The following is a 13,289-nucleotide window of genomic DNA, read 5'->3' as shown; positions in this document are numbered from 1 at the left end:
CTCTAATTTATGCTTTTTACAATCTCTCTTTTCGCTTCCTTCTTACTTCCGTCAAAACCATTAATCCCACTAACCGTGGTATACTTCATGACATATTTCTTGTCTGGAAATATACGTTGGTAGGCACTTTGGCACATTATTGCGGCTTCGTGAAAACCACAAAGAATAAGCTTTAACTTTCCGGGGTAAGTATTCACATCGCCAATTGCATAAATTCCAGGGATATTGGTTTGATAATCATACGTATTATCAACCTTTATCGCATTTTTCTCGATCTCTAAGCCCCAGTCGGCAATGGGACCAAGCTTGGGAGAAAGTCCGAATAGTGGAATAAAATAATCGGTGTCTTTTATTTCTTTTTCTGAAGCCTTATCGCGGTGAGATATCACCACGCTTTCAAGTTTTTCTTCTCCTTTTAGGTCGGTCACTTCGGCTTCTGTAATTAGCTTGATTTTTCCTTCTTTTGAGAGTTTTTCTACTTTTTCTACTGAATCCAGAGCCCCACGGAAATCCTTGCGACGATGTACCAGGGAAACTTCCGAAGCAATCTCAGCCAGATAAATAGACCAGTCTAAGGCAGAATCTCCTCCTCCGGCAATAACCACCCTTTTACCACGATAGATCTCCGGATCGCGAATAATATAAGCTACGCCATTCTCTTCATACTGCTGAATATTGGCAATAGGTGGCTTTCTGGGCTCAAAGCTTCCCAGTCCCCCGGCGATTACAACCACCGCTGCATGATGTTTAGTGCCTTTACTGGTAGTAACAATAAAACTTCCGTCTTCCAGCTTATCTATAGTCTCAGCCCTTTCTCCCAGCGTGAAACCGGGTTCAAAAGGTTTAATTTGTTCCATAAGATTATCTACAAGATCACCTGCAAGGACCTCTGGGAAACCGGGAATATCGTAAATAGGTTTTTTAGGATAGATTTCTGAACATTGGCCGCCAGGTTGGGCTAAAGCATCGATCAAGTGACATTTGAGCTTTAACAATCCAGCTTCAAATACCGCAAACAGCCCTGTTGGCCCGGCACCAATGATAAGTATATCGGTTTTAATCATTTTTCATTTTCATTTTAGGCAAACCCGTTGGATTACCTTTCGATATTTACAACCTGCTCGATTTGGGGGGCGTATTTCTTAATAGTCATTTCCACCCCCGATTTAAGGGTCATCTGATTTACAGAACAACCCACACAGGCTCCTTCCAGCTGAACTTTCACCAACCTGTCGTCTTCGATCGAGACCAAAGAAATATTGCCTCCATCACTTTCCAGAAAAGGACGAATTTCAGCCAGCGCCTTCTCCACATTTAGTTTTACTTCTTCGCTTGTCATCTATTTTTTATTAACAGCACTACAACCGGCCATAGTGGTGATCTTAATTGCTTCGGTAGGCGGCAGGCTTTGGTTACGGTTTACCGTTTGCTGCACCATATTTCTGGTAATCTCTTCAAATGCAGCTTCTATAGGGGAATCGGTTTGCAGGGCCGCCGGCCTCCCGATATCTCCAGATTCCCGAAGGCTCTGCACTAATGGAATTTCCCCCAGAAATGGAGTTTCAAGATCTTCTGCAAGGTTTCTTGCACCATGCTTTCCGAAGATATAATATTTATTTTCAGGCAATTCCTCAGGAGTAAAGTAAGCCATATTCTCTATTAATCCCAAAACAGGAACGTTTATGCTTTCCTGGCGGAACATCGCCACCCCTTTCTTAGCATCGGCCAGGGCAACATTTTGGGGGGTGCTTACCACTACTGCTCCTGTGATAGGTAAAGACTGCATTATTGAAAGATGGATATCGCCAGTTCCGGGAGGAAGATCGATCAATAGGAAATCGAGTTCACCCCAGGCTGCATCAAAAATCATTTGGTTGAGCGCCTTGGCGGCCATAGGACCACGCCATACCACTGCTTGATTTGGCTGGGTGAAAAAACCGATGGAAAGAATCTTAACGCCGTAATTTTCTACAGGTTTCATTTTTGATTGCCCATCTATATTCACTGAAAGGGGTTTTTCAGCCTCCACATCGAACATAATAGGCGCCGAAGGCCCGTAAATATCAGCATCTAAGAGGCCTACTTTAAAGCCCATTTTTGAAAGAGACACCGCCATATTCGCCGTAACGGTAGATTTTCCCACACCGCCTTTTCCTGAAGCCACAGCAATTATATTACTGATACCCGGAATATGTTTTCCTTTAATTTCAGGCTTTTTATCGGGGGCATTTACTTTGATATTAACTTTTACCTTAGCTTTTTGGTAAACATGTTCGTGAATAGCTTTTAGCACATCTACCTCAGCACGTTTTTTAATATGAAGTGCGGGGGTATTTAGAACGAGGTCTACTACCACCTCGTCACCAAAAGTCATAACGTTTTGAACTGTGCCGCTTTCTACCATATTTTTGCCTTCACCGGCAACAGAGATAGTTTCAAGGGCTTTAAGGATATCTTTTCTATCTAATTTCATCTTAATTGTATTTAGGGCATAAGGCCTGTGCTTTGCCGCAGAAAAGTCCCAGTCCTTACAATGAATTCTGTAAATAAAGATTTTTAAAAATCAGGCTTATATAGACTGATTCTAAACGCAAATATAGGGGGAAAAGCTAAGAAAACGAAGTATTTACCTATAATTGATTTATGGAGTAATAAGCCGGTTTTATGATTAAAATCAAGGATATATATGCGAGGAAGGGTCCCAGAAATATTTTTCGAAATCTACCACCTTATTTTCGCTAACACTTAGGCCTTCGGCTTCAAGTAAATTTTGCATTGCATTGCTGTCTCCAAAATGATGTTTCCCACTTAAAAGACCCTTGCGATTTACTACCCGATGGGCCGGCACATTTTCCAGGTTATGAGAGGCATTCATCGCCCAGCCAACCATTCTGGCACTTTGTGGTGAACCAATTGCCCTTGCGATTGCGCCATAGGAAGTGACCCTTCCAAAAGGGATTTGCCGCACGGTCTCATAGACTTTATCAAAGAAATTCTTTTCTTCAGAAATCATAAATTATAGATTCTGACAATGGTTATAATTATTAAGATGAGCATAAGACTGGCCATAAAATAATTGGAATATTTAGCAAACCTATCAGCATACTTTTCAATTTTCATAAATGAAAGCACGTAGAGATAAAGCGTGGTAAAACTCCCAAGAGAAGCAGCTAACACAAAAGCTATAATCAAAGACCAGTCATAAGTAACCCCTACCCCTACGTTAAGAGCTCCTGCAATAGCCACGAAATACGGAACAGGAAACAAATTAAGAACAGATATCAGCATGCCTTTAAAAATGCTATTGGCATTTGCTTTTTGGGAAGTATGTTCTATTCCACCCCGTCTTTTGGCCATAAGCAAAAAATATATCCCCAGCAGTATAAAAATTACCAAACCGGCACGTAAAAGAATACTTTGCACAAAAGGATTATCAAATATATATTTTGCAAGAAGAACTGCGATAAGCGCCTGTAAAACCACCACACTGGAAGCGCCAAAAGCTACATATAAACCATTGCGTTTCCCATGTTCCACACAGGTTTTTGCAACAGTCATATTAACCAGCCCCGGAGGAATCACCCCTACAAGGGCGGCAAAGTAAGTGATTAAAAAGAGCTTAGTTTCCTCCAAAAGACGCTATTTTATCCTAAATTGAATATAGGTAATAGGTTTTCCCTGGTCAAGATACTGTTTTTCATAGAAAGTTTGAATTTCCCGCACTTCTTTAGGCGAATATTCATTCTTATAAATATCGTGATGGGCGTAAACAATCTCCTGACCCTGCCCATGTAGAAGCCCCAGGGTATAACCATGCATAAATTCACTGTCGGTCTTAAGGTTCACCAGACCTTCGGGTTTTAAAATATGTTTATATTTTTCAAGGAAATCGGCATTGGTTAAGCGATGTTTTGTGCGCTTGTATTTAATTTGCGGGTCGGGGAAGGTTATCCATATCTCATCTACCTCATTTTCTGCAAAGATCTTGTCGATAAGTTCTATTTGAGCTCTCAGGAAGGCTACATTTTCCAGTTTTTCCTCAAGGGCGGTCTTGGCTCCTCTCCAAAAACGTGCACCTTTAATGTCGATTCCTATAAAGTTCCTATCGGGATAATAATGTGCGAGCCCCACGCTATACTCACCTTTCCCACAGCCCAGCTCAAGTACAATTGGATTATCGTTTTTAAAAAAATCTTTTCGCCATTTCCCTTTTAAACTGAATTCATCCTTTTCCAGTACTTCTCTGGAGGGTTGAATAACATTTTCAAAGCTTTCGTTTTCCCTAAATCGTTTTAACTTATTTTTACTACCCACAGCTTGTTTGAAATTTTGACAAAATTAAGGAAATTAGCCAACAGGAGGAGTATATTAAAAACATATATGAAGAAGAAACGAATTTTGGTTGCTGTACTTAACTGGGGGTTAGGCCATGCCACCCGGTGTATTCCCATCATTAAGGCGCTGGTGACCAATGGATATGAGCCCATACTAGCTTCAGATGGAGCTGCCCTGGCCTTGCTGAAAAAAGAATTCCCCGAGTTATTGGCAGAAGAACTCCCCTCCTATAATATTGACTATGGCGATTCCCCGAATTTTCTAAAGTGGAAACTGTTTCTGGAAAGCCCCAGAATAATGAAGGTTATCAAAGCCGAAAAAGAGTACACCAGGTTATTAGTAGAAAAATACAATTTAAACGGGATAATTTCAGATAACCGATTGGGAGTTCGTTACAAGCATCTAAAGTGTGTTTTCATTACCCATCAACTCAACGTGCTCTCGGGAAATACCACCTGGTTAAGCAGTAAACTTCATCAAAAATATATCAGGAAATTTGATGAGTGTTGGGTGCCCGATCTCCCCGGTTCCAGGAACCTGAGTGGGGTCTTAGGCCATTTGAAGAAAACTCCTGAAGAAGTGAAGTACATGGGGCTGTTAAGCAGGTTCAGCAAAATAGATCTTCCGCAGAAATACAAATTCATGATCATTCTCTCGGGGCCTGAACCTCAGCGTTCCTTTCTGGAAAAAATTCTTTTGAAAGAGTTTAAAAACATTTCAGAAAAGACCCTATTTGTGAGAGGTGTATTAGATGAATCCAATTTAATTTCAAAAGAGCATAATCCTAATCTGATATTAAAAAATTATCTTTTCGGGAAGGATTTGGAAGAGGCTTTGAACTCCAGTGAAACCATAGTATGCAGATCGGGTTACACCAGTATATTGGATCTTTCCAAACTTGAAAAAAAGGCATTCTTGATCCCTACACCAGGACAATTTGAACAGGAGTATCTGGCAGAGCGTTTAGAAAAGCTTGGTATCGCCCCGTCCTGCAGCCAGGATGATTTTAAAATTTCAAAGCTAAAAAGCCTAAAGAGTTTTAGCGGCTTTAGAGACTTTGGGGGTGTTCCCGACTTCAGGAGTCTTTTTGCTCTTTTCGAGGGTAAATGAGAATTCACTTCCCACCCCAAAGACACTTTCTACATAGATCTTTTCATTATGGGCTTCAATAATATGTTTCACAATAGAAAGCCCTAAACCTGAGCCACCTTCTTTTCGGCTTCCGCTTTTGTCCACCCTATAGAATCGTTCAAAAAGCCGGGGAATATTATCTTTTTCGATTCCTTCCCCGTTATCGGTTATTCGCACGATCACCTTATTCTTAATAAGGTTTTCGATGCTAACCTCGGTGGTCCCTCCTTTTTTTCCGTATTTAATTGAATTTACAATAAGGTTGGAAACCACCTGCTGAATTCTATCCCGGTCAGCTCGCACCAGTATGGGCCGGTCATATGGCATATCGAAAGTAAGGGTAATGTTCTTTTTTGCAGCTTTCATCTCGAGCAGATCAAAAGAGTTCTGAACCAGCTCTACAATATTAAAATCTTCCAGATTAAGATGTAGTTCACCAGCCTCAAGTTTGGTGATCATATCAAGATCTTTAACGATATAAATAAGTCTCTCCACTCCTTTATTAGCTCGTTGTAAATATTTTTTTCTCACAGCTTTATCCTTAATCGCTCCGTCAAGCAAGGTTAGGATATAACCCTGAACGGTAAATAACGGCGTCTTTAACTCATGAGAAACGTTTCCCATAAATTCTTTTCGGTAAGCCTCCCGCACTTTAAGGGTTTCTATCTCGAGTTTGTTATACTCCGCAAATCTTTCTACCTCCCTGGTAAGCGAAGCCATATCTGTAGTTACCTGGCTGGGGCTAAGGGTTGTTGAATCCAAAAGGGAAACATTGTCGTAGATTTTTTTAATCCGTTTATAGATAAAATGTTCTACCCTGTATTGAATAATAAAAAAAGAGAAAAGATAAGTGAGCAGAGCCAGGATTAAAACCGGAAACAACTCAAATCCAGTAGTGAAAACCGCATAAAGCGCTACTGCCACCGAAAGAAAAACGGTAATATATAATGAAGTTTTAACTGCAAATTTATATGAACGCTTAAATTTTTTCGCCATTAAATCACAAACTTATAACCAACGCCTTTTACTGTTTTAAAGGATTCATCTCCTATTTTTTCACGTAGTTTTCGAATATGTACATCTATGGTACGTCCCCCCACAACTACCTCGTTACCCCAAACCTTATCTAGAATATCTTCTCTTTTAAAAACCTTTCCCGGTTTTGAGGTAAGCAGGGAAAGCAATTCAAATTCCTTTCGCGGAAGCATCAGTTCTTGTCCATCCTTAATTACCTTATACTGATCACGATCTATAACCAATTCCCCAATTTTGAGAATATTCGTAGAACCTGTATCATCTTTAAAGCGCCTCAAAAGTGCCTTAACTTTACTCACCAAAACCTTAGGTTTAATAGGTTTAGTAATATAATCATCGGCACCGGCATCAAAACCTGCCATTTGAGAATAATCTTCCCCCCTTGCAGTTAAAAAAGTGATGATGGTTTCTTCCAGGCCAGCTATATTTCTTATTTTCTCACAGGCCTCAATACCATCCATTTCGGGCATCATTACATCCAGGATAATTAGCTGAGGTTTGTGTTTTTTTGCCAGCCTTACCCCATCAGCTCCATTTTCAGCAGTAATTACCTGGTAGCCTTCGGTTTTGAGATTATACCCCACAATCTCGAGGATATCGGGTTCATCGTCTACTAAAAGAATTTTAATGTCACTCTTTTTCATTAGTATATAATTGTGTTCTTATTTTGAAGTAAAAGTAAGTATAAATTCCTATGCAATAATCTCCTCTTCTCAAGTCTTAACCTTAAGGTAATATAGGCAATTTTCTTTGAAATGCTTTTATAATCAGGTCTTTTCAGAGAGCATTTTTATAACATTCCTTCCATAAACACCTCTCCTTTTCAAAAGAAAACCCCCGAAATAAACCTAATCATAACATTAAACGTTTCAGAATAACATAAGCTTAAACTTAAGCTAAGACCGCGCTTAAACTAAGCTCGTTTATTTGCTTCAAATTAATTACAGAAACGAAAACTAAATTTTTTGACTTATGAAAAAACTGATTATTGCCGGTTTTGCAATTGCCACCTTAGGATTAACCAGCTGTAGCGAAGATGACGATATGCCAATTGAACAACTTGCTACCTGTACCGATGGAATTCAAAATGGTAACGAAACTGGTGTAGATTGTGGCGGAGCATGTGCCCCGTGTGATGGAGGTGACAATGGTGCAGTTCCGCAGGACGAAGACCTTTCCGGGTTGCTAAGTGAAGATTTTACTTTAACCAATGATATAATTTGGGAATTGAATGGAAAATTTGTGGTAGGTGAGGGAGCTACCCTTACTATTGAACCTGGCACCATTATTAAAGGCCAGGAAGGAACCGGCTCTTTAGCTTCTGCTCTTATCGTAGCCCGTGGAGGCCGAATTATGGCTGAAGGTACTGCTGAGGAACCGATAATCTTCACTTCTATAAATGACAACATCGATCTTGGAGAAAAACAAGGTTCAAACCTTGACGAAAATGATCGCGGACTATGGGGCGGAGTTCTAATTTTAGGAAATGCACCGAGTTCCTTTGAAGGTGACTCTGAAGAATCTCAAATTGAAGGAATTCCAGCCGATGATGAATTTGGGAGATTTGGTGGTAACGATGCAGATGATGATTCAGGCGTATTTAAATATGTATCTATTCGTCACGGAGGTGCATTAATTGGTTCCGGAAACGAAATTAATGGACTTACCCTTGGTGGTGTTGGGGCAGGAACTGTGATAGATCACGTAGAAGTTGTTGGGAATGTAGACGACGGAATTGAATGGTTTGGCGGCACCGTGAACACGAGCAACCTTGTTGTATTCGCTGGAGGAGATGACGGACTTGATATAGATATGGCTTACTCTGGAACTATTACCAATGCCCTGGCCATACAAGGCGCGGAGTCTGATCACGCTTTAGAAATTGACGGGCCAGAAGGTACTCTTGAAGGAGCTTTTACCATTCAGGACCTAAGCATTATTGGAGATGCTAACGCCCCATCTGGTGCAATAGCAGATCTAAGAGACGGTGCAATGGGAGCTTTCAACAATGTATACGTAAGAGGCTTTAACGATATACAGAATGTTGAAATTGACGATAGCGCATCTGCTGCAAATTATACCGATGGAAGCTTAAGCTTCTCAGCCTGGGAAATTGTATTACCGGAAGGGGTAACCAGTGTTTCGTCCATTTTTGAAGACACCACAGGAAGCACAGATTTTTCAAACGATGCTACCAATTTTGCTACAGCAATAGAACAGGACCAGGAAACTGTAGGTGCAGACCTATCGGTTTTTGGCTGGACCTATGCTAGCTTCCGTGGTGCATTCTAAAAATTTAAAGCCAAAATTCAAATAAAGCTTTTCAAATTGCTCGCCTTTTTAGAGGGCGGGCAATTTAATATTAAGATTGTTAATCTAAATTTATATGAAAACTCAATTTTCAGTAGTTTTATTCTTTTGTTTATTTATAAGTCTGGCTCAGGCTCAAACCGGAAAGATCTCAGGATCTATTTTTGATGTAGAAGCAAACGATGTGATGCCTTTTGCCAATGTTAGCCTTAAAGGTACCAATACCGGTACTACTTCAGATTTTGAAGGTGATTACAGCCTCACTGTTGAACCCGGAACCTATACGGTGGTTTTTTCCTTTGTGGGTTACGAAACTGTAGAAGTAACTGAAGTCTTAGTAAAAAAAGGTGAAGTAACCAGCCTTAATGTTGAAATGAAATCTTCTGCCGGGGCTTTAGATGAAGTTATAATTACCACAACTACTGCCAGGGATACTGAGGCTTCGGTCTTAAATATGCAAAGAAATGCCGTTAACCTTTCCGATGGGCTCTCTTCCCAATCTTTCGATAAAATTGGAGCTGGAGAAGTTTCTTCAGCAGTTAAAACAATACCTGGTGTTTCTGTGCAAGGCGGAAAATATGTTTACGTAAGAGGTTTAGGAGATAGGTACACGAAATCTATCCTTAACGGGATGGACGTTCCAGGCCTGGACCCAGATCGAAACACTTTACAAATGGACATTTTTCCCACCAATATTCTGGATAATGTTATGGTGGTAAAATCTCTAACCGCAGATAGTCCGGCCGATTTTACCGGGGGAATGGTGAATATTATTACCAAGGATTTCCCTAGCCGCGAGGAATACAGTGTTTCCCTTGGAGCTACCTACAATCCATCGATGCACTTCAACTCAGATTTCCTGCAATATGAAGGTGGAAACACAGATTTTCTGGGATTTGATGATGGCACAAGAGATCGCCCTGTAAATAGAAGTCAATCTTTTCCAAGACCATTTGATAATGACGCCGCACTAACCAGAATAACCGAGCGTTTTAACCCAACTTTGGGAGGTACAAGAAAGCGGAACAATATGGATTTTAGTCTGGGTTTTACTGCAGGCAACCAATATGATGTTGGTAAGAAAAACAATAAACTAGGTTATTTTGCATCGCTTTCTTATAAAAACACTTCAGAATATTTTGAAGATTTCGAGAACAATTCCTGGTTAAAACCAAGGGAAACTTCAGAGTTTGAACTACGCCCCGCAAGATTATTAAGTGGGGATGTTGGAAAGGAAAACGCATTGCTTAGCGGGCTCACCGGTCTTGCTTTTAAAACCAAACAATCTAAATATCAACTCAATTTGCTTCATATTCAAAATGGCGAATCCACAGCTGGTAATTTCCAAGAAGAAGTTCTTGTTTCTGATGCCATTAAGGTTTTTAGAGATAACCTGGAGTATACCCAACGCTCTATCACCAACGCATTATTAAGCGGAAAGCATACTAATAAAGATGCCAGCTGGACTACCGAGTGGAAAATTTCACCAAGCCTTTCCCGTGTTTACGATAAGGATGTAAGAATTACAGCTTTTGAATACAACCCAGGCAATAACACTTATAGTATCCGGCCCAGCTCATCTGAAAGTCCTACCAGGATTTGGAGAAACCTGGAAGAAGTAAACCTTGCAGGAAAAGTAGATCTTACCAAAAGACATCAGCTCTTTGGCAGAAACGCAAGCTTAAAATTTGGCGGGGGCTACACCTACAAACAAAGAGATTTTACGATAGACCAGTATCAGATCCTCATTCAGGGATCTATAAGTCAAAATTTTGAAGGAGACCCAAACCAGGTATTGGCGCCAGGTAATATCTGGACTCCCGAAAACCAGGCAGGGTCTTATATAAATGGATTTTATGAACCCGCCAATACCTACGATGCCTATAATACCAACGGTTCTGCATACGTTTCGGAAGAATTTAATCTAACCGAAAACCTAAAAGCAATCCTTGGTTTAAGACTTGAAAAATTCGATCTATTTTATACAGGACAAAATAACCTGGGAGATTTAATCCTGGAGGACGAACACCTTATAGATAAAACCGATCTTTTTCCATCAGCAAACTTTATTTACAGTCTTAATTCCGATAGTAACCTAAGACTTTCTTATAGTCGTTCTACGGCAAGGCCTTCCTTTAAAGAAGCTTCAATTGCCCAAATTTACGACCCCTTAACCAACAGGACTTTTATTGGGAATATAGATTTGCAGCCTACCTATGTAGACAACATTGATGCGCGTTACGAACTTTATGGTGGGGATGCGCAGCTTTTTGCGGTAAGTGCCTTTTACAAGAAATTTACAGATCCTATTGAACTATCGGTCTATAGTGATTTTTCAGCCGACAACTTCCAACCCAGAAACGTTAATGATGCAACAGTTATTGGAGCAGAAATTGAAGTGAGAAAGAATTTTGGGTTTATAACAGAAGGGCTTAAAAAATTAAGTGCAAATCTAAATGTTTCTGTAATAGACTCCAGGGTAGAAATGGACCGAAGCCCAAGTGGAGAATTCGAGTCAAGACAACGTAACCTCAGGCCCGGGGAAGAATTTGACGGTACCAGGCAGTTGCAAGGGCAATCTCCTTTTCTTATCAATGCCGGCCTGGATTACACCGATCCCGAAAGGGGATGGCAGGCAGGTATTTTTTACAATACTCAGGGAAAAACCCTGGAGCTGGTGGGATTAGGCACCGTTCCTGACGTTTACACCATGCCTTTTCATAGCCTTAATTTTAATTTGAATAAATCTTTTGGAGAAGAAAAAAATTCTACCATCTCCTTAAAGATTTCCAATATCCTGGGGGATGATATCGAAAGTAAATTCCAATCTTTTGGAGCAGAAGATCAAATCTTCTCTCTAAGAACACCCGGAACTCCAATTTCATTGAGTTATAGTTACAAATTCTAGATGTTGAACCTATATTTGGAATTAGCCCAGAAAGGCTGCCTGTTCGGCAGCCTTTTTTAATGTTATTTTAATATTAAATACCTGTAAGATGTGGCAGGATTTTTGAAATTAATTTGTAAGTTTGTAATAATCACTATTTAAAAGAATGAAGCAATACTACTTTTTTACTTTTCTTCTGGTACTTTTTCTTTGGGTTTCGGCACCTGCTGTGGCTCAGGAATCGTATTGGAAAAGTCAAACAGAGCATTCTATAGATGGTTTATCAATCTATCCTAACCCGGTTACCAATGGAAAGGTTTATATCAACACAACCTTTAACCTGGAAAAGGAAATTGAAATTTATAATGTAATTGGGAAACCCATTTATAAAACAAGATTAAAGGGTAAGGAAATGGATGTTTCTACGCTGTCTCCAGGAATTTATATTTTGAAGATCACAGAAAATGGCAACAGGGCTACCAGAAAGCTGGTAGTAAAATAATACAGTACAACCTATACAATTAATAAAGCTTCTGACCCCGGAAGCTTTTTTTATTTTATTTTTTCGGCTTAATTTCGGTGTATGTATTCAGAGAAGATATTTTCCGTTAAAAGCGAAGCAGAATTTCAGGCTCTGGCCTTCGAGATTTTTGCCTACCAATACCAAAATAATAAAGTTTACAGGCAATTCTGTGAGCTGTTGAAGAAGAGCCCCGGGCAGCTCAGAAAATTGGAAGACATTCCCTTTTTGCCTATTGAATTCTTTAAATCTCATCGCCTGATATCTTCACAAGCAGAACCTGAAATTATTTTCACCAGTAGCGGCACTACCGGGAATCAAACCAGCAAGCATTACGTTACAGACCTTAAACTTTACGAAAAAAGCTTCTCACGGGCTTTTAAAAATGTTTATGGAGATCCTGAAGACCTGGTCATCCTCGCTCTTTTACCTTCCTACCTTGAACGCACCGGCTCTTCCCTAATCTACATGGCCAATGCTCTTATAAAAAAAAGCCAGCATCCTGAAAGTGGATTTTATCTCAATAACCTCGATGAATTACAACAAACTCTGGAGAAAGTTGAATCAGGAGGAAAAAAGACCTTGCTTATTGGAGTATCCTTCGCGCTTCTGGACCTCGTAGAACGACACAGATTTAATTTAGAACATACCCTTATTATGGAAACCGGAGGGATGAAGGGCAGACGCCGGGAGATGATAAGAACAGAGCTTCACGAAATTCTCTGTAAAGGTTTTGGAGTCCCGGCTATCCATAGCGAATATGGGATGACCGAGTTATTGTCACAGGCCTATTCTACCGGAGATGGGTTGTTTGAGGGGCCACCATGGATGAAAATACTCATCCGCGATTCTGAAGATGCCCTTAGCTTACTTCCAAAACATAAGACCGGAGGCATAAACATTATCGATCTGGCAAATTTTAACTCTTGTTCATTCATCGCAACTCAGGATTTAGGCAGAAATACAGGATCTGGAAAAACAGAAATATTGGGCCGTTTTGACAATTCTGACATAAGGGGCTGTAATCTACTAATACTCTGATTATCAGTACAAAATTAAGCACCAACTAAA

General features: G+C 40.1%; 13 protein-coding genes. 5 read left to right on the top strand and 8 right to left on the bottom strand.

Annotated elements, in window-relative coordinates:
- Positions 1-2: 2 nt before the first annotated feature.
- The 6 genes from BUW93_RS07190 to trmB all read right to left on the bottom strand — a co-directional run bounded on the left by BUW93_RS07190 (position 3) and on the right by trmB (position 4,314).
- On the bottom strand, positions 3-1,064 hold the full coding sequence (locus BUW93_RS07190; protein WP_081210587.1) for an NAD(P)/FAD-dependent oxidoreductase: 1,062 nt from the start codon (positions 1,062-1,064) through the stop codon (positions 3-5).
- A 32-nt stretch (positions 1,065-1,096) separates the two neighbouring features.
- Positions 1,097-1,339: a NifU family protein gene (locus BUW93_RS07185; protein WP_081210586.1), complete on the bottom strand. Its 243-nt coding sequence runs from the start codon at positions 1,337-1,339 to the stop codon at positions 1,097-1,099.
- Complete coding sequence (locus BUW93_RS07180; RefSeq protein ID WP_081210585.1) at positions 1,340-2,473, bottom strand: Mrp/NBP35 family ATP-binding protein; 1,134 nt, start codon at positions 2,471-2,473, stop codon at positions 1,340-1,342. It lies immediately after the preceding gene.
- Between the two features lie 201 nt (positions 2,474-2,674).
- Entirely contained in the window at positions 2,675-3,013 is a 339-nt protein-coding gene (locus tag BUW93_RS07175) for an MGMT family protein (protein ID WP_081210584.1), read from the bottom strand.
- Positions 3,010-3,633: a LysE family translocator gene (locus BUW93_RS07170; RefSeq protein WP_081210583.1), complete on the bottom strand. Its 624-nt coding sequence runs from the start codon at positions 3,631-3,633 to the stop codon at positions 3,010-3,012. Before BUW93_RS07170 ends, BUW93_RS07175 begins: the two co-directional genes overlap by 4 nt.
- Before the next feature lie 6 nt (positions 3,634-3,639).
- A complete protein-coding gene (gene trmB / locus BUW93_RS07165) occupies positions 3,640-4,314 on the bottom strand; it encodes a tRNA (guanosine(46)-N7)-methyltransferase TrmB (RefSeq protein ID WP_081210582.1) in 675 nt (224 codons plus the stop codon).
- 66 nt (positions 4,315-4,380) lie between these two features.
- On the opposite strand from trmB, the gene BUW93_RS07160 reads away from it, so the two are divergent.
- Positions 4,381-5,445 (top strand): glycosyltransferase, encoded by a 1,065-nt coding sequence (locus BUW93_RS07160; RefSeq protein ID WP_081210581.1) that lies wholly within the window; start codon positions 4,381-4,383, stop codon positions 5,443-5,445.
- Here BUW93_RS07160 and BUW93_RS07155 read toward each other — a convergent pair.
- Both BUW93_RS07155 and BUW93_RS07150 read right to left on the bottom strand, forming a co-directional pair.
- Positions 5,365-6,462, bottom strand: a complete 1,098-nt coding sequence (locus tag BUW93_RS07155; RefSeq protein WP_081210580.1) for a sensor histidine kinase — start codon at positions 6,460-6,462, stop codon at positions 5,365-5,367. The genes BUW93_RS07160 and BUW93_RS07155 overlap by 81 nt on opposite strands.
- Positions 6,462-7,145 carry a response regulator transcription factor gene (locus tag BUW93_RS07150; RefSeq protein ID WP_081210579.1) on the bottom strand — a complete coding sequence of 228 codons (684 nt, stop codon included), beginning with the start codon at positions 7,143-7,145 and terminating at the stop codon, positions 6,462-6,464. The genes BUW93_RS07155 and BUW93_RS07150 overlap by 1 nt, the downstream gene beginning before the upstream one ends.
- A gap of 328 nt (positions 7,146-7,473) precedes the next feature.
- On the opposite strand from BUW93_RS07150, the gene BUW93_RS07145 reads away from it, so the two are divergent.
- The 4 genes from BUW93_RS07145 to BUW93_RS07130 all read left to right on the top strand — a co-directional run bounded on the left by BUW93_RS07145 (position 7,474) and on the right by BUW93_RS07130 (position 13,259).
- Positions 7,474-8,793, top strand: coding sequence for a hypothetical protein (locus BUW93_RS07145; RefSeq protein ID WP_081210578.1), 1,320 nt, complete (start codon positions 7,474-7,476; stop codon positions 8,791-8,793).
- A gap of 94 nt (positions 8,794-8,887) precedes the next feature.
- A complete protein-coding gene (locus BUW93_RS07140) occupies positions 8,888-11,719 on the top strand; it encodes a TonB-dependent receptor (protein WP_081210577.1) in 2,832 nt (943 codons plus the stop codon).
- A 145-nt stretch (positions 11,720-11,864) separates the two neighbouring features.
- A complete protein-coding gene (locus tag BUW93_RS07135; protein WP_081210576.1) occupies positions 11,865-12,200 on the top strand; it encodes a T9SS type A sorting domain-containing protein in 336 nt (111 codons plus the stop codon).
- A gap of 81 nt (positions 12,201-12,281) precedes the next feature.
- Positions 12,282-13,259, top strand: a complete 978-nt coding sequence (locus BUW93_RS07130) for a LuxE/PaaK family acyltransferase (RefSeq protein WP_081210574.1) — start codon at positions 12,282-12,284, stop codon at positions 13,257-13,259.
- Positions 13,260-13,289: the final 30 nt, after the last annotated feature.

Origin of the sequence: Salegentibacter sediminis (genome assembly GCF_002078605.1) — a bacterium.
GTDB classification, from domain to species: Bacteria; Bacteroidota; Bacteroidia; order Flavobacteriales; family Flavobacteriaceae; genus Salegentibacter; species Salegentibacter sediminis.
The sequence above is the reverse complement of the archived record's forward strand: the minus strand, read 5'-3'. Positions and strand labels throughout refer to the sequence as shown.

Excerpts from the sequence above, each read along its gene's own strand:
- BUW93_RS07135 (WP_081210576.1), top strand. The coding sequence starts at position 11,865 with ATGAAGCAATACTACTTTTTTACTTTTCTTCTGGTACTTTTTCTTTGG.
- BUW93_RS07190 (WP_081210587.1), bottom strand. The coding sequence starts at position 1,064 with ATGATTAAAACCGATATACTTATCATTGGTGCCGGGCCAACAGGGCTG.
- BUW93_RS07160 (WP_081210581.1), top strand. The coding sequence starts at position 4,381 with ATGAAGAAGAAACGAATTTTGGTTGCTGTACTTAACTGGGGGTTAGGC.
- BUW93_RS07140 (WP_081210577.1), top strand. The coding sequence starts at position 8,888 with ATGAAAACTCAATTTTCAGTAGTTTTATTCTTTTGTTTATTTATAAGT.
- BUW93_RS07180 (WP_081210585.1), bottom strand. The coding sequence starts at position 2,473 with ATGAAATTAGATAGAAAAGATATCCTTAAAGCCCTTGAAACTATCTCT.
- BUW93_RS07185 (WP_081210586.1), bottom strand. The coding sequence starts at position 1,339 with ATGACAAGCGAAGAAGTAAAACTAAATGTGGAGAAGGCGCTGGCTGAA.
- BUW93_RS07145 (WP_081210578.1), top strand. The coding sequence starts at position 7,474 with ATGAAAAAACTGATTATTGCCGGTTTTGCAATTGCCACCTTAGGATTA.
- BUW93_RS07130 (WP_081210574.1), top strand. The coding sequence starts at position 12,282 with ATGTATTCAGAGAAGATATTTTCCGTTAAAAGCGAAGCAGAATTTCAG.
- BUW93_RS07150 (WP_081210579.1), bottom strand. The coding sequence starts at position 7,145 with ATGAAAAAGAGTGACATTAAAATTCTTTTAGTAGACGATGAACCCGAT.
- BUW93_RS07175 (WP_081210584.1), bottom strand. The coding sequence starts at position 3,013 with ATGATTTCTGAAGAAAAGAATTTCTTTGATAAAGTCTATGAGACCGTG.
- BUW93_RS07155 (WP_081210580.1), bottom strand. The coding sequence starts at position 6,462 with ATGGCGAAAAAATTTAAGCGTTCATATAAATTTGCAGTTAAAACTTCA.